19 protein-coding genes are annotated in these 21,476 nt (G+C 42.1%); 13 read left to right on the plus strand and 6 right to left on the minus strand.

The window, feature by feature from the left end; translation table 11 throughout:
* Positions 1-89 precede the first annotated feature (89 nt).
* Together AOG27_RS00810 and AOG27_RS00815 are read left to right on the plus strand one after the other, a co-directional pair.
* Positions 90-1,010, plus strand: coding sequence for an ExeA family protein (locus tag AOG27_RS00810; RefSeq protein WP_054551115.1), 921 nt, complete (start codon positions 90-92; stop codon positions 1,008-1,010).
* Positions 1,011-1,023: 13 nt separating this feature from the next.
* The gene (locus AOG27_RS00815; RefSeq protein WP_054551116.1) at positions 1,024-2,073 is read left to right on the plus strand and encodes a general secretion pathway protein GspB; all 1,050 of its coding nucleotides are present in this window, start codon (positions 1,024-1,026) and stop codon (positions 2,071-2,073) included.
* Between the two features lie 20 nt (positions 2,074-2,093).
* On the opposite strand, the gene AOG27_RS00820 is transcribed toward AOG27_RS00815, so the two are convergent.
* Positions 2,094-3,302: an HD-GYP domain-containing protein gene (locus AOG27_RS00820; RefSeq protein WP_054551117.1), complete on the minus strand. Its 1,209-nt coding sequence runs from the start codon at positions 3,300-3,302 to the stop codon at positions 2,094-2,096.
* Positions 3,303-3,454: 152 nt separating this feature from the next.
* The gene (putA, locus tag AOG27_RS00825) at positions 3,455-7,258 is read right to left on the minus strand and encodes a bifunctional proline dehydrogenase/L-glutamate gamma-semialdehyde dehydrogenase PutA (protein WP_054551118.1); all 3,804 of its coding nucleotides are present in this window, start codon (positions 7,256-7,258) and stop codon (positions 3,455-3,457) included.
* A gap of 166 nt (positions 7,259-7,424) precedes the next feature.
* On the opposite strand from putA, the gene AOG27_RS00830 reads away from it, so the two are divergent.
* On the plus strand, positions 7,425-7,907 hold the full coding sequence (locus AOG27_RS00830) for a winged helix-turn-helix transcriptional regulator (protein ID WP_054551119.1): 483 nt from the start codon (positions 7,425-7,427) through the stop codon (positions 7,905-7,907).
* Between the two features lie 72 nt (positions 7,908-7,979).
* On the opposite strand, the gene AOG27_RS00835 is transcribed toward AOG27_RS00830, so the two are convergent.
* Positions 7,980-8,507 carry a TetR/AcrR family transcriptional regulator gene (locus tag AOG27_RS00835; RefSeq protein ID WP_054551120.1) on the minus strand — a complete coding sequence of 176 codons (528 nt, stop codon included), beginning with the start codon at positions 8,505-8,507 and terminating at the stop codon, positions 7,980-7,982.
* A gap of 120 nt (positions 8,508-8,627) precedes the next feature.
* Between AOG27_RS00835 and AOG27_RS00840 the strand changes: the two genes are divergently transcribed.
* The gene (locus AOG27_RS00840) at positions 8,628-8,828 is read left to right on the plus strand and encodes a hypothetical protein (protein WP_054551121.1); all 201 of its coding nucleotides are present in this window, start codon (positions 8,628-8,630) and stop codon (positions 8,826-8,828) included.
* A gap of 75 nt (positions 8,829-8,903) precedes the next feature.
* On the opposite strand, the gene AOG27_RS00845 is transcribed toward AOG27_RS00840, so the two are convergent.
* Positions 8,904-9,503, minus strand: a complete 600-nt coding sequence (locus AOG27_RS00845; RefSeq protein WP_054551122.1) for a TIGR04211 family SH3 domain-containing protein — start codon at positions 9,501-9,503, stop codon at positions 8,904-8,906.
* 213 nt (positions 9,504-9,716) lie between these two features.
* Here AOG27_RS00845 and AOG27_RS00850 point away from each other — a divergent pair, with 213 nt between their 5' ends.
* Together AOG27_RS00850 and AOG27_RS00855 are read left to right on the plus strand one after the other, a co-directional pair.
* On the plus strand, positions 9,717-11,237 hold the full coding sequence (locus AOG27_RS00850) for a CYTH and CHAD domain-containing protein (protein ID WP_054551123.1): 1,521 nt from the start codon (positions 9,717-9,719) through the stop codon (positions 11,235-11,237).
* A gap of 37 nt (positions 11,238-11,274) precedes the next feature.
* Entirely contained in the window at positions 11,275-11,886 is a 612-nt protein-coding gene (locus AOG27_RS00855) for an START domain-containing protein (RefSeq protein WP_161804334.1), read from the plus strand.
* 41 nt (positions 11,887-11,927) lie between these two features.
* Here AOG27_RS00855 and metK read toward each other — a convergent pair whose 3' ends face one another.
* Entirely contained in the window at positions 11,928-13,079 is a 1,152-nt protein-coding gene (gene metK / locus AOG27_RS00860) for a methionine adenosyltransferase (protein WP_054551125.1), read from the minus strand.
* Between the two features lie 266 nt (positions 13,080-13,345).
* Between metK and tkt the strand changes: the two genes are divergently transcribed.
* The 7 genes from tkt to AOG27_RS00900 all read left to right on the plus strand — a co-directional run bounded on the left by tkt (position 13,346) and on the right by AOG27_RS00900 (position 20,160).
* Positions 13,346-15,337: a transketolase gene (gene tkt, locus AOG27_RS00865; protein WP_054551126.1), complete on the plus strand. Its 1,992-nt coding sequence runs from the start codon at positions 13,346-13,348 to the stop codon at positions 15,335-15,337.
* A gap of 290 nt (positions 15,338-15,627) precedes the next feature.
* Positions 15,628-16,050 (plus strand): hypothetical protein, encoded by a 423-nt coding sequence (locus AOG27_RS00870; protein WP_054551127.1) that lies wholly within the window; start codon positions 15,628-15,630, stop codon positions 16,048-16,050.
* Positions 16,051-16,157: 107 nt separating this feature from the next.
* On the plus strand, positions 16,158-16,517 hold the full coding sequence (locus tag AOG27_RS00875) for a DUF6559 family protein (RefSeq protein WP_054551128.1): 360 nt from the start codon (positions 16,158-16,160) through the stop codon (positions 16,515-16,517).
* A 362-nt stretch (positions 16,518-16,879) separates the two neighbouring features.
* Positions 16,880-17,152, plus strand: coding sequence for a hypothetical protein (locus AOG27_RS00885; protein WP_054551130.1), 273 nt, complete (start codon positions 16,880-16,882; stop codon positions 17,150-17,152).
* A 426-nt stretch (positions 17,153-17,578) separates the two neighbouring features.
* Entirely contained in the window at positions 17,579-17,890 is a 312-nt protein-coding gene (locus AOG27_RS00890) for a pyrimidine/purine nucleoside phosphorylase (RefSeq protein ID WP_054551131.1), read from the plus strand.
* Between the two features lie 182 nt (positions 17,891-18,072).
* Positions 18,073-18,429 carry a ribosome hibernation-promoting factor, HPF/YfiA family gene (gene hpf / locus AOG27_RS00895; protein ID WP_054551132.1) on the plus strand — a complete coding sequence of 119 codons (357 nt, stop codon included), beginning with the start codon at positions 18,073-18,075 and terminating at the stop codon, positions 18,427-18,429.
* Between the two features lie 558 nt (positions 18,430-18,987).
* Entirely contained in the window at positions 18,988-20,160 is a 1,173-nt protein-coding gene (locus tag AOG27_RS00900; RefSeq protein WP_419177721.1) for an NRAMP family divalent metal transporter, read from the plus strand.
* A 128-nt stretch (positions 20,161-20,288) separates the two neighbouring features.
* Here the strand turns inward: AOG27_RS00900 and AOG27_RS00905 are convergent, their stop codons facing one another.
* A complete protein-coding gene (locus AOG27_RS00905; protein ID WP_054551134.1) occupies positions 20,289-21,476 on the minus strand; it encodes a vWA domain-containing protein in 1,188 nt (395 codons plus the stop codon).

Raw genomic sequence — 21,476 nt, forward strand, 5'->3', positions numbered from 1 at the left:
TTATTTAACCAATAAAATGTAAACAAGGTTTTAAGTAGCGATGTTTTTTGCCATTATAGACCGTGATTTTAAACGCAAGGAATAACACGGTGTATTTAAGCTATTTTGGCTTGTCAGAAAAACCCTTTTCGATTGCCCCAAATCCTGAGTATTTATTTCTTAGTGAGCGCCACAAAGAGGCATTAGCGCACCTTACCTATGGATTAGGTGAAGCGGGAGGCTTCGTATTATTAACAGGCGAAGTGGGTACAGGTAAAACAACACTAACAAGAAGCCTGCAAGAGCAGTTACCTGAAAACACGCAAGTGGCACAAATTCATAACCCAGCTTTGTCACAGCTTGAGCTGCTTGCCAGTATTTGTGACGAATTAAAGATTGAGTATGACAGCGCGAATGCGACTCTGAAGACGCTTACTGATGTGATTAAAAAGCACCTTGAGGCAAATAATCAAGCGGGCGGTCATACCATTTTAATTATTGATGAAGCTCAATTACTCGCTCCTGATGTGCTAGAGCAATTGCGCCTGTTAACCAATATCGAAACAGATCATAAAAAGCTACTGCAAATTGTGTTAGTAGGGCAACCTGAACTGCAAGAGTTATTAAAACGCACTGAATTAAGGCAGCTTGCCCAGCGCATTACGGCTCGTTATCACTTATTGCCACTTACTGAAGGGCAGGTGTTTGCCTATGTTAAGCATCGTTTATTTAAAGCGGGGACAGAGCAAGCCTTGTTCTCAGGGGATGCGTTAAAAGCGATTTATCAGGTTACTCAAGGGGTGCCGAGATTAATCAATTTGTTGTGTGAGCGGTGCCTCGTTGGTGCATTTTCACAGCAAAAGCTAAGTATTGACAGTGAGCTTGTAATGGTCTCTGCTGCTGAGGCTCTTCCTCCAACCAGTACCCCTGTTGCAACAGTAACAAATAAAGAGCCGAGTTATGTTTGGCTTTACCCAGTTTCATTTTTAGCCGTATTAGGAATGGGTATTGGTTTATCCTACCTAATATAACGAGTGTTCATTTATGTCCTTATTATTAGATGCAATTAAACAGTCTGATCAGCATGCACAAACTGCTGTAGATCATGACCAAGCCGCTCTTGCGCTCAAACAACAGCAAGAATTAACGCGCTATCGCCGTTTGGCCTTTTCATTTGGCCTATTACTGGCGGCGATATTAACCCTTATGGCAGGTTTTTCGATTGGTAAATGGTTACAGCAAACTAAAGTTGCTGAGCAGCCAAAGGTTGTTAATAACAGTAATGAAGCCGCAGAAAGCGTTGCGACTGAAGTTGAGGCAAACCCTGAAACACAACAACCAACGATGCAACAGCAAGTAGCACAAAGCCAAACCCCGCAAGTGACCAATAACTCAGGGCAATCACCTGCCATGCCACAAGGGCAAGTGCATCAATCTGTACCGCAACAAATGATGCAGCAGACTCCAGTGCAAGGTCAGCAATTTCAGTGGGTGCAAGTACCTGTCAATTCAGCCCCTGTGTATGCTAATCAAGGTTATCAAGTTCAGCCTCAGTACCAGCAGCAAGCAATGTATCAAAATCAGCCAGTGTATCAATCACAGCCACAGTTTTCGCAGCCAATGCAGCAAATCAATCCGCAGCAAATGAGCAGTAATGGCATTGATTTAAGTAAATATAAGGTGCTAGGCAAGCCGCTTGATGGTCAGCCAAGTCAACCGGCTTCTCAACCATCAACAAATGATGAATTAAGAGATGTGCCAGATACATTGAAAGATGCCTTTGCTAAAGCAGTTGAAGATGTTGATAACAAACATAGTGTTGATATTACCCGTAGCACTAAAAACACGTCTTATGCAGAGCCTATTGAGCTTTTGCCAGATGCATTACAAAGCCTTATTCCTACCATAAAATATCAAGCTCACATTTATGCTTCAGAAACATCGAAGCGCTGGATTAAGTTAAATGGTCGTGAGTTATATGAAGGCGATAACATCGGCGTGTTATCAGTAATTGAAATTACCCCAGAGCAGAGCTTATTAAGTTACGATGGCTATGAGTTTACCTTAAAAGCATTACAAGACTGGCCTGAATAGCCAGTCCTGAGCTTAAGGGATTAAGGTAAAATTGAGTTCTTAAAAAAGCGGATCAGGTCGATGTTGAACTCAGTCGGCCTGACGGCGGCTTCTAAACTGTCGTGACAGCGACTATTTGCTAAGTTTATATCCTGTATTTCGGTATAGCGTGCATGTTTAGCGTTATAGAACACTTTAACTTGAGGTTTTAAAGGGCTAGTAGGGTTACTGTGAGTGACCACACCTAATTTTTGGCTTTCAAGTTTCACTAAGGTGCCGACAGGGTGAACACCGATGCACTGAATAAACTTAGTGACTAGGTCTCCGTCAAAGCTATCGGGGCAGCCATCTTTGAGTATCTTAAATGCCTTAATTGGCTCCATACCAGCTTTATAGACCCGCTCTGCGGTTAATGCATCATAAACATCAACAATCGAAGCCATACGTACGTACAAGCTAATCTCTTCAGCACTTTTACCAAATGGGTAGCCACTGCCGTCTAAGCGTTCGTGATGGAAGCCTGCTATATCAACAGCAATTCCGCTCAAGCCTGCTTGTTCTAAAATTTCTTTACTAAAACGAGCATGGTCTTGAATAGTTTGGTATTCGGCATCGGTTAATTTTCCGGGTTTATTGAGTATTTCATCGGGAATATTTATTTTTCCAATATCGTGCAGTAAAGCACCGGTCGCAAGCTCCTCAATAATGGTTTTTTCGATACCTAAGTGTTTAGCAAAGATACTAATTAAAATCGAAACATTGATTGAATGTTCAAGTAGATAAGTATCTTTGTCACGCATACGGGTGATACAAGCAAGCGCATCTTGGTTACGAAAAACCGAGTCAATAAATCCAGTCGCGAGCTCTTGAAAAGGGGCAATATCAATTTTGTTGCCATTACGAATATCGTCAAAGGCTTTACTTTGTAATGATCTTGCTTCGTTATATAAGTTATTGGCTTTAGTCATTTCTGCTGACACACTGTGAGTGGTGTGCCAAGGATCGAAAGCGGCAGCGTCTCCTACTGGTTGCGGATTGTGTTGCTGCTCAACCACTTTATTGTCACTGTCTAAGGTCAGTGTTTTGTCTGGATCGATCGCAATTTCTAATATGCCAGCTTTGATCAGCTTGTCTATACTTCCCTGTGTTTTAACCCAACCTTGGTTTTTTATACGGATCTTGCCTGTTTGTTTTGTCACGCTCTGTACAAACATGCCCGGCTTAAGTTGATTGATAGGAAGTGTTTTCAAGACCTTTACTTCTAAACGACTACAATAATATAAAATTAGCAGAAAGTTCGTGTATCAGTAAATAATAATAGTAAAAAGGAGGGGTTTTTATGGCTGTAAACAAAAAGCCCTCGACTAGCGAGGGCTTTCTCATTTAGTTATTGCAATACAACTTACTCGTCGTCTTCAACCAAGGTCATTAGTGATGTGTTACCACCTGATGCGGTTGTATCAACGCTGATTGTTTTCTCAGTCAGTAAGCGCTTGATTAGCGTGTCGTAGTACTCAGAGCTGATCACTGGCAGGATTGCACCTTTACGTTGTGCTAGCTGCTGGCTAAAGTAGCCTAAACGTGATGAACGAGCTGCAACAACCGCACCTGCAAGGTGAGGGTGCGCTAAGATAGCTTGTAACTGATTAGGTTTAGCAACTTGGAATACACCTTCAGCGATACCTGTAGAGATAAACTTGTCTCTGAATGCAACCGCTTCGTCAAAGAATAACTCAGAAGCAACCGTGATTACCGTGTTACCAGCAGCAAGTGCTGTGATAACCGAAATTGCCCAGAAGTTAAATGACGTACTCTTATCTGCATAACAAACCACACAACCACGAGGCTCTAAGTGAAGTGTGTTTGACTCACCCGTTGGCCCAGGCAACACAGTGTGCTTACGCATGTGTTTTTCAAGACGGTTAAGTTGCGCACGTGCATCAGCTAGCGTTAATGCTAAGTCATCGGCAAGCTCGTCAATAATTTCTACAGTCGCTACTTTTGCAAGTAATTGACGTACAGCAGAAACTCGGTCATTTAGTGGTGTCGCACGCCAGATCTTCTCATCGCGTAATGAGTTATCCATTAGCTTAGCAACTTGCTCAGCTGCACCTGAATAGTGGTGAGTATCTAACTCATCAGGTGTTAGGTTAGTCATTTGTACGTTATCTGGTGATGCTTTTTCTTTCACTAGACGTTGTAGGTAGTTAGGGCCACCCGCTTTAGGACCAGTACCAGATAAACCACGGCCACCGAAAGGTTGTACGCCAACAATCGCACCGATCATATTACGGTTGATGTAAACGTTACCCGCACGTGACATTTTCGCTAGGTACTCACAGCGCTCTTCGATACGTGAATGCACACCCATCGTTAAGCCAAAGCCCGTGCCATTGATTTGGTCAATCACGTTATCAAGCTCTGTGCCTTTAAAGCGGATGATATGTACACAAGGACCAAATACTTCGCGCTTAAGTACAGATAAATCTTTGATTTCGTATAAACGAGGCGCAAAGAAGTAAGCACCATTTTCACTGTTATCAGGAATAGCACACTCATAGTGAAGTGTTGCATTACCTTTTAAGTATTCAACGTGGTCACTTAAGTTTTTAAGTGCTTTTTCGTCGATAACCGGGCCGATATCAGTTGAAAGTAATGAAGGGTCGCCAACGTGAAGTTCTTTTAAAGCGCCTTTGAGCATCTCAATGATGCCATCGGCAACGTCTTCTTGTAAGAATAATACACGTAGTGCAGAACAGCGTTGACCAGCACTTTGGAAACCTGAACTGATCACATCATCAACAACTTGCTCTGGTAGAGCGGTTGAATCAACGATCATACAGTTTTGACCACCCGTTTCAGCAATAAGCGGTACTTGAATATCATTACGCGCAGCCAATGTTTGCGAAATAACAGTACCAGTTTCTGTAGAACCTGTGAACATAACAGCTTGAATACGCTCATCAGGAACGATGGTTTTACCTACTTCGCTACCACGAGCAATAACAGGTTGTACAACGTGCTCAGGTAAACCAACAGATAGCATAAGTTCAATGGTACGAAGTGCAATTAAGCTTGTTTGCTCAGCAGGTTTAGCAATAACTGTGTTACCTGTCACGATTGCCGCAGCAACTTGACCTAGGAAGATTGCAAGTGGGAAGTTCCATGGGCTGATACATAAGATCACACCACGTGCTTCAAAACGCTCGTCTTCAGAAAGTTCCTCTGCGCGTGCAGCGTAGTAGCGGCAGAAATCCACTGCTTCACGAACTTCATCGATGCCATCTTGAGTTACTTTACCCGCTTCTTTGATACACAGTGCCACTAACTCATCGTGGTGACGCTCTAAGATATCAGCAACGCGGCGTAATAGGTTTGCGCGCTCTTTTACTGGCGTTTGTGACCATGACTCAAATGCTTTTTCTGCATTTTCTAAAAGTGCAGTCATTTCGTCTGAAGATTGTAGCTTCACATGACCAATGATTTCTTTGTGATTCGCAGGGTTCTTCACCGGAAGAGAGCCTTCTGGTACATCGCTTAATTCAATGCGGTGCTCAGCAAACCAGGTATCAAGGTTTTCTTTAAATGGTGTGATTACATTGATATCAGTTAAGTCCATGCCTTTTGAGTTAGCACGTTCTTCACCGTATAAATCAATTGGCATCTTAATTTGCGTGTTGTACTTGTTACGTAAACCTTGCAGTGTTTCTACAGGGTCAGGTAACAGTGATTCAACAGGCTTAGTGGTATCAACAATCGCATTTACGAATGATGAGTTAGCACCGTTTTCTAATAAGCGACGTACTAAGTAGGCAAGTAAGTCTTCATGTTGACCTACAGGCGCGTAAACACGACATTGAATTTTTTCTTGGCTTACGATTTGGTCGAATAACGACTCACCCATACCGTGTAGGCGTTGGAATTCAAAACCTTCGTTGTCACCCTTTGCAACTTCTAAAATAGTTGCCGCAGTGTAGGCGTTGTGTGTAGCAAATTGCGGGTACAATACATCACGTGCTTCAAGTAGTTTAATAGCACAGGCTTTGTAAGAAACGTCTGTGGTCGCTTTACGCGTGAATACCGGGTAGTGATCTAAACCATCTTGTTGAGTGGTTTTGATTTCTGTATCCCAGTATGCGCCTTTTACAAGACGAACCATTAGTTTACGACCAACGCGACGAGCTAGCTCTGCAACCCATTCAACCACAAAAATAGCGCGTTTTTGGTATGCTTGAACTGCTAAACCAAAGCCGTTCCAGTTACCTAAATCGTCATCACTGAATACCGCTTCAATAACATCTAAAGAGATATCTAAGCGGTCAGCTTCTTCAGCATCAACAGTAAAGCCGATATCGTAGCTTTTCGCTGCAAGCGCAAGTTCTTTTAACTTAGGTACGATTTCAGCAATAACACGTTCACGATGTGTGAACTCATAGCGTGGGTGAATCGCAGAAATTTTAACTGAGATACCAGGGCTCTTGATTGGACCACGGCCATTTGCTGCTTTACCAATTGCGTGGATAGCTGTCATGTAGCTGTTGAAGTAACGCTCTGCATCTTTCATTGTGCGTGCGCCTTCACCTAGCATATCGTATGAGTATACGTAGCCTTTTTGCTCTTTATCGGCTGCACGTTCAATCGCTTCGTTGATAGTACGACCCATAACGAATTGCTTACCCATGATCTTCATCGCGAAGTTCACAGATTTACGAATAACAGGCTCACCTAAACGACCAATTGTTTTTTTAAGAACACCGAATTGCTGCTCTTTTGATTTGTCGCTGTAGTTAACCATTTTACCGGTTACTAACAGACCCCAAGAAGAGGCGTTTACAAATAAAGAATCGCTGCTACCTAAATGCGAGCTCCAGTCACCTTTAGCAAGTTTGTCACGAATTAGTGACTCTTGCGTTGCTTTATCTGGAACACGTAATAGTGCTTCTGCAAGACACATTAATACAACGCCTTCTTCACTCGAAAGTGAGAATTCATTTAGTAATGCATCTACACCGCTTTGACCATCCTGATCGCGACGGATATTTAAAACCATTTGACGAGCACGTTCCCACGCTCGGCTACGCGCTTTCACGCCTACTTCAGCCAAAGGCAAAATATGATCAATAACCGCATTTTCGTCAATACGGTAGAAATCACGGATCTTTTGTCTAATTGGACATTCAGTTGTCAAATCGCCATTAAATAGCATATGTAACCCTCTGGTATGTGGAGTCTAGAAATGAACTTATTGCATTTCTTACCATTGATATAATTCGTGCATTCTAATTAAAATCCAGCAGAATATGCTGGTTAAATTTTTCGATTTACGATAATTTACAGGGCATACCGTTAACTTAGCCGCATAAAATTCTGTTATGACCAGTCCGAATAGATTACGCATGTTAGATCGCATCGATTTAGCAATTTTAGACGCTCTGCAAAAAAATGGCAGAATATCGAACGTAAACCTCGCAAAACAGGTAAATCTGAGCCCAAGCCCGTGTCTAGATCGTGTAAAACGTTTAGAGCAAGAAGGCTACATCGAAGGCTATTACGCAAAGCTTAGCGAAGCTAAACTTAACCAGAGCTTGTTAGCACATGTACAGGTCTCGTTGGTGACCTCGAATACATCAGTATTTAAAGTGTTTCGCGAATATATATTGAATATTCCACAAGTGGTTGAATGCGACATGGTCGCTGGTGGCTATGACTACCTATTAAAAGTACGGGTCTCAGATATGGATGAGTATCGCCAAGTACTGGGTGATTTAGTAGATATTCCCGGAGTGGGTACGCATCACACCTATATGGTGATCGAAAAAATAAAACAGGACACAGGCCTTAGATTCGATATTTAACGTAAGGAAACCGAGTGGTTTCCTATCTTTCTGTCGCACTGAACGAACGGCGCTACAGTTTATACAACTAACCTAATTGATATTAATTTTTGATAGTTTTGCTTTGAGTGTTGCCAGCATCGAATCGACAGAACTGTCTTCCTGATTAAGCCCTTCCATGAGCGTCATAAAATAAATGTCAATAATGATATCTGCATCTAAAGCGGTTGCTTCATTGTCATTGATCAGGCGCTTTTTGAATGCTTTAAGCTGCGGTTCAAGCTCGTTCTGTTGCCACATAATTTCTTTAAATAACTCTCGGCTAAACTCCTTTTTTGCGAGGTAAAACTCATAAAGAAAACAAGCGTAATGGTACATTCTATCTGTCGCTGTAGTACTCGAATCTGAGTGTTTAGCGCGGCTTAGAATATCTTCTAGTTCACTCTCAAAACTGTATTTAAGAATCTCAACTTTAGTCGCAAAGTGACTAAATACTGTGCCATTGGCGACATTAGCTGCTCTTGCAATATCTCGTGTGCTGGTCTGGTGGTAACCGAGCTCTGAAAAAAGCTGCCATGAGGCTGTAAGTATCTGTTGTTTTGTTTGCTCTTTTTTGGTCACTGAACACTCCAATTTTTATGCTATTTAACCAGAAATAAAAAAAAACTCAATCAAAGGTGTTGTAAATTGAGCGTGCTCAATATTAAAATGAGCGCGCTCAATTAAATGGATGGTTGCACTATGAATAAATTAAAACGCTTAATTGGTTATGTATTATTCGTACCTGGTATTTGCTTTTATAGCTTTATCTTAGGCCCTCTGCTTATTGCAGTGCTATTGCCTGGAGGCTTGATATTGTTATTACTTATCTTAGGTTACAAAGAGGGGTTTTTAGTGTTAAAGCAAGAAGTGTTTAATACTCTTAGACAAAAATGCTCTTGAGTAAAAAGTGGATAAGTTTAAAAAAATAAACCCTGCAAAATGCAGGGTTTATTTTTGTCAAAATGGGGAGGAGGTTTATGCCCAGCCGTCGTAACGTTTACGACGAGATAACACCACGGTTAGGATAATACCAAGTAGTAAGCCGATGAACGCAATTGCGCCGCCATAAGTTAATAACTGACGTTTCTCTTTGGCACTGGCTGTTTGCTTAGCGTTACGCTCAGACTCAATGGTACTTTTAAGTGCTTCAATTTGCTTGCTAAGCGCTAGGTTTTGCTCTGTTAGTGATTTGTTCTGCTCTTGTAGTTGTGGTAGTTCAATTTCAGCTTGACGAAGCTGTTCTTGCATTACCGTCATGTCGTTATTCAGCGCTTGAAACTGTTGTTGAATACCTGCGTTTTCAGTAACAAATTTTGACTCTACCCAACCTTCACGATCTTTATCATCACGAATTTTAAAGTAGCCATTATCTTCACCCGACAATAACACTATTTGTGTGCCTGCATCGACTGAACCTAAAATGCGGTAGTTTTTGCTTGGACCTGAGTGCATAAAGGTGTACAGGTTATCGACTATGTAGGCGGTGTTTTGGCTGTCGCTGCTTGGTGCTTCTTCTGCGTAGCTAATAAAAGAGGTGGCCGCAAGGAGCAACCCAAAAATACACTGTTTTAACATCAATCTACCTTGTTAATGTGATCTTGCCTAGAAGTGGCTAAATTTATAATTTCTTTATGTATAGAGATAGTAGGGATTTCAACTATTAATAGCAAGGCTGATATTGTAATCCGTGCGTGGGCTTAACCGCAAAAAACAGGAAAAAATTTGCATTAACAGTCTGCTTTGTTTATTTTGATCACTTATTTATTTTAAATGTACTCCGCAAAGCGAATGGATACTGAGATAGAACTGAAGTTTTTGGTGTCAGATGCCGTTGTTCCACTGATCCCCGCATTAATTACCCAATTTGCAAAAACCGTTACCAATAAACCGTCACGCAACTTACAAAATGCTTATTACGATACGCCAAGCCGAGAATTACGTGCTTTAGATATTGGCCTTCGTACTCGCTGTTGTGATGGTGAGTGTGAGCAAACCATCAAGCTTGCCGGCGAAGTGGTTGGTGGCTTACATCAGCGCCCTGAATACAATTTGCCACTGTCAGGTAACCGCCCTGATTTACTTGCATTTGATGCTGCTATTTGGCCGCATGGTATGCAAGTGCCTGCCATCGCAGAAAACCTATACCCAATTTTTAGCACTAACTTTATACGCCGTACTTGGTTACTCGAAACCGAAAATGGCGCAAAAATTGAAGTGGTATTAGATAAAGGTGAAGTGGCGGCATCGGGCCAAGTTGAGCCAATCTCTGAACTTGAAATCGAACTGATTGAAGGTAGTCGCAATGAGTTGTTTGCTTTGGCAGATAAACTGGTAAGTGAAAGCCATGTTCGCTTAGGGCTTTATTCTAAAGCTGCTCGAGGTTATCGTCTTGCAGATGACAAACCATTAAAAGCAAGTAAATCAATTGGTTTTGTACCACTAAAACGTGGTGCAACCCAAGAACAAGCCTTAGTAGAAAGTATTAACTACGCGATTCGCTTTGTACAAAAACATGAAGCCTGCTACTTCATAAAACCAAGCTTAAAAACCCTTAAGCGTGTCACCGACGGTATTCGTTTAATTCGCCATACATTTTGGCTGTTTGACGATATTGTTAGTAAAGACGATACCGACTCATTACGTACAGAATTAAAGTGGTTATTAAGCGAATTAGCATGGGTTGAAAATGCTATTCAGCTAAAAACCTACACATCTAAGCGCCACGCGTACTACAAAAAAATCAACAGTGCGCCTGAGCTCACTCAAGTTATTAATGACTTAAAAGAGTTGCAGCCAAGCATTGAAGATATCGAAAAACTTTTCCATAGCACCCGATACAATCGCTTATTATTACAATTAACAACATGGTTGATTGAAAAACAATGGCGTAAGTCATGGGGGCAAACTGAGTTTCAAGCTGCTGAAAAACCTGTTGCCGATATTGCTAAGCGTTTATTTGCTAAAGATTGGCACGATATGCACGAACTTATTCCTGAGCAGCAAGTGTTTACAGATAAAGACTATTTGGCACTGCGCACCCGCCTTGAAAACTCATTACTCAGCGGCAACTGCTTAGGCGCTTTGTTCGATAAAGAAGATCGAAACGAGTTTCGTATGCCGTGGGTTGATATCTCTCATGGTATTTATGAGTTAAGCACCCTTGAGTACTTAAAGCAGTTATGTGCAGGGCAAGACGACTTAGAGCTAACAAAAATTCAATCATGGCTTGATCAAAAGTCAGAGTTTTTGGTCAGTGCAATGGAGCAAAGTCGCCACGCGTCATTTAATACAGACCCTTATTGGTTTTAAATAAATGCGCTTGTGCCTATGGGTAGGGTTAGCATGTTTGAGTCTCTCGGCAGTGGCTAACCCTATTGAATGGCAAACCTACAAACAGCAAGACGATATAAAGGTTAGCTATAAAAAGCACGAAACTGGCATTATAGAAATTAATGCTTCTGTGCTGGTAAAAAATGCTAAGGCCAGTGACTTTATGGCGCTGTTAAGTGATACCGACAACGCGCCCAATTGGCTCGAAAATGTTAAAAGCGTGACTTTAATGGAGCGCTTAAGCCCCTCAGAAACCCTTGTTTACACTCACTTTAACTCGCCTTGGCCGGTGTTAGATCGCGATTTGGTGAGTTACTCTTGTTATCATGCCTTAGGTGAACATAAAACAGAGCTAAAAATTATCAGTCAGCCATACGCTAAAACAGAAGTCTCTGGGGTTGTGCGTATTAAAGAGCTCAGGGCTTATTGGCGTTTAGAAGAGCAGCAAAGTAATTTATTGGTAAGCCATCAGGCCTATGCTGATCCGGGTGGCTCAATCCCGCATTGGTTGAGCAATAAGGTATCGCTAAAGAGCGTTTATAAAACGCTACAAGCACTGACAGAGCAATTAACCAATAATCAGTTCTCGCGAGATAACTTAATAAGTCAGTTAGGTTCGTGTTCATAAAAAAAGCGCCAAAAGGCGCTTTTTTCATTTTATCTAACCTATTACAGGCCAGCAGCTGCGCGAAGTGCGTCTGCTTTGTCTGTACGCTCCCAAGGGAACTCATCACGACCGAAGTGACCGTACGCCGCAGTCGGTTGATAGATAGGACGCTCAAGATCAAGCATTTGGATTAAGCCGTAAGGACGTAGGTCGAAGTGCTCACGTACTAATTCGATTAGACGCGCTTCTTCTAATTTACCTGTACCAAATGTCTCGATGCTGATAGATGTTGGCTCTGCAACACCGATAGCGTAAGAAACTTGTAGCTCACATTTGTCAGCAAGGCCTGCAGCAACCACGTTTTTAGCAACGTAACGAGCAGCATATGCCGCTGAACGGTCAACTTTTGATGGATCTTTACCTGAGAAAGCACCACCACCGTGACGAGCCATACCACCGTATGTATCAACGATGATTTTACGACCTGTAAGACCACAGTCACCCATTGGGCCACCGATTACGAAACGGCCAGTTGGGTTGATGAAGAACTTAGTTGCGCTTGAGATTAGCTCAGCAGGAAGAACCGGCTTAATGATCGTTTCCATTACCGCTTCAACTAAGTCGTTTTGTGAGATTGAATCACAGTGTTGAGTTGAAAGAACAACTGCATCAATACCAACAGGCTTGCCATTTTCGTATGCAAACGTTACTTGAGATTTTGCATCTGGGCGTAACCAGTTAAGCTCACCGCTTTTACGAACTTCAGCTTGGCGCTGAACTAGACGGTGCGAATAAGTGATTGGTGCAGGCATTAAAACGTCAGTTTCATTACATGCGTAACCGAACATTAGACCTTGGTCACCAGCGCCTTGCTCTTCAGGGCGAGCACGGTCAACACCTTGGTTGATGTCTGGAGATTGTTTACCGATAGTGTTTAGGATTGCACAAGAGTCAGCATCGAAACCCATGTCTGAGTGCGTGTAACCGATTTCACGTACTGTTTTACGTGTGATTTCTTCGATATCAACCCAAGCGCTAGTTGTGATTTCACCACCAACCATCACCATGCCAGTTTTAACGTAAGTCTCACATGCAACACGGGCATGAGAATCTTGCTCTAAGATAGCATCTAGAACCGCGTCAGAGATTTGGTCCGCGATTTTATCCGGATGACCTTCAGAAACAGATTCAGAAGTAAATAAATGTTTTGCCATTGTATTTCTGCTCACAAATATTGCGCTTCACAAACGTCGGTAATAGCGCTAAAAAATTAAGGGGCGTATTTTATCTAAAACAAATATGTTTGCATAGTAATTTTACGCCTAGACGTCCATTTAAAATTAGTAATAACGTATTGTTCTTAACAAACGCCCATAAATGGTGCATTTAATGCGGATTTTTAATTGCACTGTACCCTTACAATAAGTAAGAATGGGGCTTCATAAACAACCAGCGCAAATACATAAAGGTAGGAGAATTCATGCCATCACGCAAAGAACTTGCAAATGCTATTCGCGTCTTATCAATGGACGCAGTACAACAGGCCAAATCTGGTCACCCTGGCGCCCCTATGGGCATGGCAGATATCGCAGAAGTACTATGGCGCGATTATCTAAAGCACAATCCAACGAATCCAGAGTGGGCAGACCGAGATCGATTTATTCTTTCGAATGGCCACGGTTCAATGCTGATCTATTCTCTACTGCACTTAAGTGGCTATGACTTACCACTAGAGGAAATTAAAAACTTCCGTCAAATGCACTCAAAAACACCGGGTCACCCAGAGTATGGATATGCACCAGGTATTGAGACTACTACGGGTCCATTAGGTCAAGGGATCACAAATGCAGTGGGCATGGCAATTGCCGAAAAAGCGCTAGCTGCACAGTTTAACCGTGAAGGCCACGATATTGTTGATCACTTCACGTATGCATTCATGGGTGATGGCTGTTTAATGGAAGGTATTTCACACGAAGCCTGTTCATTAGCCGGTACATTAGGCCTAGGTAAACTAGTTGCGTTTTGGGATGACAACGGCATCTCAATTGATGGTGAAGTAGAAGGTTGGTTCAGCGATGACACACCAGCGCGCTTCAAAGCATACGGCTGGCACGTAGTTAGCGATGTTGATGGTCATAACCCTGATGCAATTCGCGCCGCTATCGAAGAAGCGCGTAGCATTACTGATAAGCCATCATTAATCTGTTGTAAAACAGTGATTGGTTATGGTTCACCTAATAAATCAGGTAGCCATGATTGTCACGGTGCACCACTAGGTGAAGACGAAATTAAAGCATCTCGTGAGTTCCTTGGTTGGACTGGCGATGCATTCGAAATCCCAGCTGATATCTATAGCGAGTGGGATGGCAAAGAAAAAGGTAAGCAACTAGAAGCAAGCTGGGACGAAAAATTTGCAGCTTATGAAAGTGCATACCCTGAACTTGCTGCTGAGTTTAAGCGCCGTACAAACGGTGAGCTACCGGCAGATTGGGCTGAAAAGTCACAAGCTTACATCGAAGAGCTACAAGCAAATCCTGCAAACCCTGCAACACGTAAAGCATCACAAAATGCATTAAACGCGTTTGGTCCTTTACTACCAGAATTCATGGGTGGCTCTGCTGACCTTGCTGGTTCTAACTTAACACTTTGGGATGGCTCAAAAGGCCTAGAAGCTAACGATGCTAGCGGTAACTACATTTTCTACGGTGTACGTGAATTTGGTATGTCAGCGATTATGAATGGTATTGCACTACATAAAGGCTTTATTCCTTACGGTGCTACATTCTTAATGTTCATGGAATACGCACGTAACGCAGTACGTATGGCGGCATTAATGAAGCAGCCAAGCATCTTCGTATACACGCACGATTCAATTGGTTTAGGTGAAGATGGTCCGACGCACCAACCAGTAGAGCAAATCGCAAGCATGCGATTAACGCCTAACTTAGTTAACTGGCGCCCATGTGACCAAGTTGAGTCTGCGATTGCATGGCAACAAGCTATTGAGCGTAAAGACGGCCCAACATCACTGATTTTCACTCGCCAAGGCCTTGAGCAACAAACGCGTACTGCACAGCAGTTAGCCGATGTGAAAAAAGGTGGTTACGTACTTAGCTGTGACGGTGAACCAGAGCTTATCCTTATTGCAACAGGTTCTGAAGTACAGCTTGCACAAGATGCCGCTGCAGAACTTCGTTCACAAGGTAAAAAAGTACGTGTGGTATCTATGCCTTCAACTGATTTATTTGATGAGCAAGACGTTGCATATAAAGAAAGCGTACTACCAGCAAGCGTAACACGCCGCGTAGCAATCGAAGCGGGCATCGCAGACTACTGGTACAAATACGTAGGTCTAAATGGTGCAGTAGTCGGCATGACGACATTCGGTGAGTCAGCACCTGCAGGCGAGCTATTCAAGCACTTTGGTTTCACTGTTGAAAACATCGTAAACAAAGCAAACGCCTTGTTCTAAGCTTAAGCCGCTAAAATTTTAAAGCCCGCCCTGTATAGCACAGCGCGGGCTTTTTTGTGTTTGACTGGTAGGTTGGGTAGAACGGAGTGAAACCCAACGGTTTTAGCTCTCAGCCGTCAGCCATCAGCTTTAAAAACCCCTCACCGTAGGCGTGAAATTTATTTCGCGCTGAAATTGTGTCTAGCTATTAACCAATAGCTTTGATATTGATAGGCTATAAAAGAAGCAAAAAAAGCCGCGATAAAACGCATATTTGTTTTTTTACTTATATTTTCTGCTCAAGGATGGTTATGAAAAGTTATCCAAAAGTGTTGGACCCAAATAAAGTCGGCGAATATGCTGGTTTGGCAAAATCTGGTGGTGGTTACGTGTGGGATGAGGTACTTGAATATCGAGTTTGGTGCCACCCTCATAACGGTGCTCCTGATTTAGAAGAGGGGAGCGATTATTACTATGCTTTCGAGACTTACAAAGAAGCACTGGAATGCAGTAATGACATACTTGGAGCTGAAGAGCCACTAGCATTAATTCTCCAGCGTGAATATATAGATGAGCCATCAACAGGCCAGTATAAGCATGTGAAAGAAGAAAGGATCACAGAATGGCCAGTACAATTTCTTGAGCGGCCAAGAAGAACCGAATCGACTATTCCCAATTTTATGTCTGTTGATGCACCAGAAAATAAACTGGATATCATTCGTGGTATTGCTTAATAGTAATGTAAGGAAAGATATTTGCATTAGCTACAGACACTCGCAGGTTTGTCGGGGTTACTTGTCAAACTCTTTTAGGAAAGCTTTATAAAACAGGAGCTACTTTAATGTTTGGTAAAAGTTCTACAATCAGAAAGTATAAATACAAATTAAGGCCTGCCTTAGCGAAAAGATACGGTAGCTCTGTAACGTATACAAAAGCTCAGGTTGATAAAACAATAGACGTTATGGGCTTTAATAAAAAACACATACATTACGCATATTTTATGTACTGTGATATTGCAACTTATAAAGCTAATCTCCCTGAAGGCGAATCATTAGAGTCTATGAATAATACGATTACCAATATATCGGGTATCGGTGTTTTAGGAGTGCTCTTAGGTTCATCAATGTTTAGTGATATAGATAGTGACTCGGACGGAGGTGGGGATGGTGGCTTCGGCGGTGGAGATGGTGGTGCATTCTAGTTTTTGCAATTTCCAAGCTAGTATAGTCAAGGTATATAAATAACTAATCAGGGTTATCCCCAGATAGTTAGGTCGGTGTGTTTCATCATGAAAAAATCACATAAAAGAATAACCTCTTTAATCTCTTCGTTAATAGGTTTGCTTGTCGGGTTCAAGCTATTGGACTTTCTAAGAAGTGATAGATGCCTAGAGTTAAGGGGGAGTTTAACAAATTGGGGGGGGTGTGATTTTGGTGATGCAAGAGCAGAAGCAATACCGCTTGGCCTGTCCTCATTGGCTTTAGTAATTACTGTAAGCATTGTTATCTACTTCGTAGTAAATTATTTTATAAAACAAGTTTTTAAACCTTTTAAGAGATCTCAATGGAAGAACCTACAATTTCAGCAATGATGGAAGCATACTCTTTAGATGCTGTTGATTACGCTAAGAGTCATTTTGATATAACACTAGACTTTACGGAGTCGAGTGTTGAAAAAGTTGAACTCATAGTGTCAAAACTATATGACAGTATACCTAGGAGTTTTTTATCTAAATTGTTCTATGACAGCCCAAGTGACGATGAAATAGAAACTATCAGTAAGGTGTTAGGTGCTTACATAGGTGAAGTTTTCATCCAAGAGCACGGTGGTGTCTGAGGTTATAACGATCAATTGTTAACGTTAGGAATTCATAGTGGTGATAACTGGCTTTTTCCATGTACAAAAGTATTTAAACGATTAACAAAGGGTGAAGAAGATAGCTTAATTTGTTTCTATGAAATAGCTAAAAAACAATCTTGGGGGTCTTGATTTACTTCATACGAAGATAACAAAATCTATACTTCTTAAAACAATGAGAATTGCAATTTATTACAGCTCAGAATTCATGACTCTGCATAGATACTCTTTCTCGTAGTGTTTAACTTGACGCGCTAAAGCACGACCTACCACAATTGCACGAGCTGCTCAAAACTGACAGCTTACAGCTAGCCAGACTTGATTATTTCTCACCCAGCTCCCCTTGAATGCTAAACAGACAACTGGCACTGTCTGTAACTTAATAACAAAACAACAGGAGTGAGGATGTCTCAGTTTGATAATGTAAGTGTGCTGAAAAAAGCCAATGTGTATTTTGACGGTAAAGTGTCTAGCCGTACTGTGGTATTTGCTGATGGCAGCACGAAGACGTTAGGCTTTATGCAACCGGGTGAGTTTGAGTTTGCTACGAGTAAAAAAGAGTTGATGGAGCTTAACGGTGGCAGTTGGCAAGTGCTATTACCCGGTGAGAGCGAATGGCAAACGATGCAAGCTGGAGAGTCTTTTACCGTTGATGCAAATGTTACCTTTCTAGTAAAGGTCAGCGAATTTGCTGATTATTGTTGTTCGTACAGTTAATGAGCAGTTGTTAACCTCTCTGAAAAGCCCGTGTGATGCGGGCTTTTGCATATTTTATCCGCAACGCATGATCTAAATCATCTGTGGTTACAATCAATTACTAATTATCTGCAATTTTCGCTTGTGTTAATTCAATTCGCCCCCAATACTAACTGTGAGGTAACAAGAAAAAAGGATACCCTATGAAGATTAATATTTCTGGTCATCATGTTGACGTTACTGAGGCTGTTAGAGCTCATATCAACGAGAAGTTCTCGAAAATTGCTAGCCATTTTCCATCATTAATATCACTCGATATTATTCTTTCAAAAGAACACAATAAGTATCAGGCTGAGATTAGTACAACCTATGAAGGCGCACGTTTATCAGTAAAAGCTGAAGATGATGTGATGTACCCAGCTATCGCAGGTGCTGCAAAAAAACTTGATGCATCACTTAAACATCGTAAAGGGCAAATGAAAGCCAAACTACACGAAAAGCCGGTCAGTACAACTCCGGAAATTGCCCACGAAATCATTCAGGAAATGAACCTGAGCTAATTACAGAGCACTAGCCTAAGCGGCTAGACTTAAAACTAAATCTGAAAAAGCCAACCGTTGCGAAACGCTTGGCTTTTTTGGTTTTAATATTTAGCCGTCAGCTGTCAGATTGAAGTTCCAAAAGTTAGCGAGTTGCTAGGGGAAAAAGTAAAGTTTGCGAGATACGAGACGTAGGCGGCGTTTTAACGCCGAACAAACATGGAGATATCAGATATCAGTCGTTAAAAGTCAGATTTTAAAAACAATGGCTTGACACAAGTGGTTGGCAGTCTAGTGTTGCTAACTTGCTAACTTGCTAACTTGCTAACTTGCTAACTTGCTAACTTGCTAACTTGCTAACTTGCTAACTTGCTAACTTGCTAACTTGCTAACTTGCTAACTTGCTAACTTGCTAACTTGCTAACTTGCTAACTTGCTAACTTGCTAACTTGCTCTGCTTCCAATCTCACCTAAAACGCTGTAAGTTGCTTGTAACTAAGAATAAAACACACACAACTTATGCAATCAGCAGTATCAAATTGGCAGTCTAAATTAAATGCTTTAGGGCCGGGGATTTTAATGGCTACAGCCGCCATTGGTGGCTCACATCTAGTAGCATCAACACAAGCCGGGTCGTTATTCGGCTGGCAGCTATTTTGGCTAATCATTGTAGTTAACGTATTGAAGTACCCATTCTTTCGATTTGGCATGGAGTACACGCTCGCGACCAAACAAAGTTTAGTTGAGGGCTACAAGCAAAAAGGACCTGGGTATTTCTATAGCTTTATTGCGCTTAATATAGTCGCCGCCGTAGTGAATACTGCGGGGGTTTTATTATTAACGGCCAGTCTGTTGCACTATGCATTACCTGTCACAATTTCTGTAACCTTATTATGCTGGCTGATTTTAGCTGTGTGTTTGCTTATTTTGTTGTTAGGGCATTTTAAAGCGCTCGATAATGTCTCAAAGCTCATTATGGGGCTGTTAACGGTTACTACCTTAGCAGCGCTAGTTGTTGCTATTAATAATGGCCCAATGGCACCGGTTGACTATGTGGGGCCGTCGCCGTACGAACTTGCTATGCTCGGCTTTATGGTCGCGCTCATGGGCTGGATGCCTGCGCCTATCGAAATATCAGCAATTAGCTCACTGTGGCTAAAAGAAAAGCAGCATCAACAAGTCGTGACAAAACAACAAGGCTTGTTTGATTTTAATTTGGGCTACTGGCTTACCGCAGCACTTGCGTTAGTGTTTTTCTCATTAGGTGTATTAGTGCAATATGGCCAAGCACAAGCAGTGCAATTAGGTGGAGTCGCCTTTGCCAAGCAGCTAATTGATATGTATGCCCTCACTATGGGCGAGTGGGCAAGGCCTCTGGTTTCAGGTATCGCTTTTTTATGTATGTTTGGCACCACACTTACGGTACTTGACGGCTACGCCAGAACATTAAATGAGTCGCATAAACTGCTACCGATTAAACAATCTAAGCACAGTTTAAATATGTGGTTATTACTACAAGCATTTGCAGGTATGGCAGTGATTTTATTCTTTAAATCAGCCCTTGGCCCAATGCTTACTTTTGCTATGACCCTCGCTTTTGTAACCACTCCTGTATTTGCATGGCTGAACTTTAGTTTAGTGCGCTCAGAACCCAGCATTCATCACTCACCTTTATTACGCACCCTAAGCTGGCTAGGTTTGCTTTATTTAGTGGGCTTTGCGCTGGTGTTTTTGGTTTGGAAGGGAATGTAAATGGGAGCTGTCAACTTTCAGCCGTCAGTTTATAGCTGATCGAGAAGGGGCTTAGTTATTTGTATTTATAAACAATTATAACTTTACATTCATTTCTCAGTTTTTATGCTGTTTGACGGCTGATAGCTCTAACTCAACTCCCTAATCGCATTACTAATCCCATCTAGCGTAAGTGGGTACATGCGGTTATCCATTAACTGCTTTATAAAATCAATTGATTGATAATAGCGCCAGTGTTCAACGGGTTGTGGGTTGAGCCAAGCGACTTTATCAAAGTGATTGGTTATGCGGTTTAACCAAGCGCTGCCGGGTTCTTCATTCCAATGCTCCACGCTGCCACCAGGGTAAGCGATTTCGTAAGGGCCCATGGTGGCATCGCCAACAAAGATCACCTTGTAGTCGCTGGTGAACTTGTTAATCAAGGTCATGGTATCAATGACGTTTGAGTGACGACGCTCGTTGTCTTGCCAAACATGCTCATATAAACAGTTATGAAAATAGTAAAACTCAAGGTGTTTAAACTCGCTGTGGGCGGCGCTAAATAGCTCTTCGCAGGTATGAATGTAATCATCCATTGAACCGCCGATATCAAACAACATTAATACTTTTACTGCATTATGGCGCTCTGGTGCCATTTTCACATCCAACATACCGCCTTGCTTTGCAGTTGCGCGGATGGTTTCGGTTAAATCGAGAGTATCACTTGCACCAGTACGGGCAAATTTACGCAGTTTTTTTAGAGCGAGTTTAATGGTGCGCGAGCCGATTTCACGGTCACTATCAAGGTTTCGGTAGCTGCGTTTATCCCACACTTTTACCGCACGGCGATGTCGGTTACCGTCTTGGCCTATGCGCACACCTTCAGGGTTATACCCATAGGCGCCAAATGGTGAAGTGCCACCGGTACCCACCCACTTATTGCCCCCTGCATGGCGCTTTTGCTGCTCTTCAAGGCGTTGCTTGAGGGTTTCCATGAGTTTATCAAGGCCGCCCATGGCTTGTAATTGCGCTTTTTCTTCTTCGCTTAAGTGTTTTTCAAACTCTTTGCGCAGCCAATCATCAGGCAAGGCATGTTGCTGTTTTAAGCTTTCGAGCAGATCAAGGTCGGCCACGCCACTAAAATAATCTGCAAAGGCTTTATCAAAACGATCAAAGTGGGTTTCATCCTTGACCATGATGGTACGCGCTAAGTAATAAAACGCGTCAACATCGGCAAAAATAACCCCTTGCTTGAGCGCATTGATCAAATCAAGTAGCTCTCGCAAACTAACAGGTAAGCGATATTCGCGAAGTTTAAAGAAAAACGCAATTAACAT

Source organism: Pseudoalteromonas lipolytica (genome assembly GCF_001306915.1).
Classification (GTDB): Bacteria; Pseudomonadota; Gammaproteobacteria; order Enterobacterales; family Alteromonadaceae; genus Pseudoalteromonas; species Pseudoalteromonas simplex.

What these genes read in the sequence shown, in the direction of transcription:
- AOG27_RS00815 (WP_054551116.1), top strand. Translation starts at nt 1,024, where the DNA reads ATGTCCTTATTATTAGATGCAATTAAACAGTCTGATCAGCATGCACAA.
- putA (WP_054551118.1), bottom strand. Translation starts at nt 7,258, where the DNA reads ATGCTATTTAATGGCGATTTGACAACTGAATGTCCAATTAGACAAAAG.
- AOG27_RS00830 (WP_054551119.1), top strand. Translation starts at nt 7,425, where the DNA reads ATGACCAGTCCGAATAGATTACGCATGTTAGATCGCATCGATTTAGCA.
- AOG27_RS00840 (WP_054551121.1), top strand. Translation starts at nt 8,628, where the DNA reads ATGAATAAATTAAAACGCTTAATTGGTTATGTATTATTCGTACCTGGT.
- AOG27_RS00845 (WP_054551122.1), bottom strand. Translation starts at nt 9,503, where the DNA reads ATGTTAAAACAGTGTATTTTTGGGTTGCTCCTTGCGGCCACCTCTTTT.
- AOG27_RS00850 (WP_054551123.1), top strand. Translation starts at nt 9,717, where the DNA reads ATGGATACTGAGATAGAACTGAAGTTTTTGGTGTCAGATGCCGTTGTT.
- metK (WP_054551125.1), bottom strand. Translation starts at nt 13,079, where the DNA reads ATGGCAAAACATTTATTTACTTCTGAATCTGTTTCTGAAGGTCATCCG.
- tkt (WP_054551126.1), top strand. Translation starts at nt 13,346, where the DNA reads ATGCCATCACGCAAAGAACTTGCAAATGCTATTCGCGTCTTATCAATG.
- AOG27_RS00870 (WP_054551127.1), top strand. Translation starts at nt 15,628, where the DNA reads ATGAAAAGTTATCCAAAAGTGTTGGACCCAAATAAAGTCGGCGAATAT.
- AOG27_RS00875 (WP_054551128.1), top strand. Translation starts at nt 16,158, where the DNA reads ATGTTTGGTAAAAGTTCTACAATCAGAAAGTATAAATACAAATTAAGG.
- AOG27_RS00885 (WP_054551130.1), top strand. Translation starts at nt 16,880, where the DNA reads ATGGAAGAACCTACAATTTCAGCAATGATGGAAGCATACTCTTTAGAT.
- AOG27_RS00890 (WP_054551131.1), top strand. Translation starts at nt 17,579, where the DNA reads ATGTCTCAGTTTGATAATGTAAGTGTGCTGAAAAAAGCCAATGTGTAT.
- hpf (WP_054551132.1), top strand. Translation starts at nt 18,073, where the DNA reads ATGAAGATTAATATTTCTGGTCATCATGTTGACGTTACTGAGGCTGTT.
- AOG27_RS00900 (WP_419177721.1), top strand. Translation starts at nt 18,988, where the DNA reads ATGGCTACAGCCGCCATTGGTGGCTCACATCTAGTAGCATCAACACAA.
- AOG27_RS00905 (WP_054551134.1), bottom strand. Translation starts at nt 21,476, where the DNA reads ATGTTAATTGCGTTTTTCTTTAAACTTCGCGAATATCGCTTACCTGTT.